Annotated in this window: 1 protein-coding gene; it reads right to left on the reverse strand. The window is 68.5% G+C overall.

Annotated features, from left to right (window positions below):
* Positions 1-226: 226 nt before the first annotated feature.
* Positions 227-1375: a hypothetical protein gene (locus tag EB084_25495; protein NDD31619.1), complete on the reverse strand. Its 1149-nt coding sequence runs from the start codon at positions 1373-1375 to the stop codon at positions 227-229.
* Positions 1376-1389: the final 14 nt, after the last annotated feature.

A 1389-nucleotide genomic window follows, 5' to 3' on the forward strand; every position in this document is an offset into this window, starting at 1 on the left:
GCTGTCGCCCTCGTGCTGAGCGTGGTGGACTTCCTGCGCAATCCGCTCGCATAGGGCGGTGCTGCGGAACGGGGGAGCGAGGCGGAGCCGGCACGAGTGCGGCGCTAGCGAGATGGGTTCCTCCCCCGCTCACACGCTGTTCCGGACGCGGCACGTCAACAGGGCTTGGCGATGGGCCGCGTTCGACGCGACCGTTGCGGTGCGAACGGACGCCCAGGACGCGGCGCTAGCGACCCGCGGGCGGAACGTCCTCCAGGGTGAGGCACTGGCGCAGGTCGCCCCCGCTCGGGCCGCCGAGCACGTAGGCGGATGTGTAGCGCACTGACTGGCCCGCGGGAACGCGGATCGTTCGGCACGTCATCGTCTCCCCCGCCCGCAGACGGCGCGAGGCCCATCGCTTGTCCGGGCCTTCGTACGCGACTGTTGCGCCACTTCTCTCGTTGGCGCGCAGGTGAACCTCGACCTGTCTCTCCGATGTGCCTTGGTTGCGCAGGGTTCCCGTGATGCGGTAGAGCACGCCCCAGTTCCCCAGATTGGGATAGGTTCCCGTTCCATCGGTGGGGGAGAGGGCATCGATCCGTCCCCACCCGGGGGTGTCGAAGGACAGCATGTCACTGGCTATCCCACGTGGATCGGCGGCCGGTCCGATGTTCGATATCCACCCCTCGCCATCGATGCGGCTCTCGGTGTAGGCCTGCGCGTCGAGATCATAGGTGGCGTGGCGCGCAGGGAGGGTTCCGGGGCGGTCGGCGTCGGTGAACGTGTAGTCGACGTTCTCGGCCACCACCTCGGCCTGTGGGGAGTTCCCTTTGTACATGCGGGCCTCGCGGGTACCGTCTGGCTCCACGCGTCGAACGTATCCCATGTAGCGCGGGTCGGGCGTGACGTTGCTCGCGTCGATGAACGCGAGATCGTCGAGCTTCACCTCTCCGCCACGCACGGTGAAGTCGACCACCCCGCTGAAGAATGCGCCCGCAGCCGCGATGTGGGGCACGCAGAGAAGGTCTGCACGGGCGCCGGGAGGCAGCTGCAGCGTGCGTGCGGGGTTCTCGGTGGGGGTCAGCGCGTCGCGAAATGCGTCGGCCCCATCGAGCCCGCGGGCCACCCCGCTCCCCCCGACCACGACCTCAACGGGTCGCGTGCCCGGGTTCGACACGCGGGCGGTGAACCCGATGTCGCCGCCCGTGCGGTTGAGATGCTCGAAGAAGTTGCGGTAGCTTCCTGGGCGCAGAACCTCGCTGTACAGGGAGAGCCCCCCCTGCGAGCGGTCCGCCAGGTCGCGCGTCGTGATCTGCTCCGGGTTGTTCTCGTAGAGCAGCGTGACGTCACCCGCGGGGCGATATCTGACCTCTGGAACGGGGCCGTTGTACGCCATTGCCCGAATCGCGG

This window comes from Pseudomonadota bacterium, assembly GCA_010028905.1.
Classification (GTDB): domain Bacteria; phylum Vulcanimicrobiota; class Xenobia; order RGZZ01; family RGZZ01; genus RGZZ01.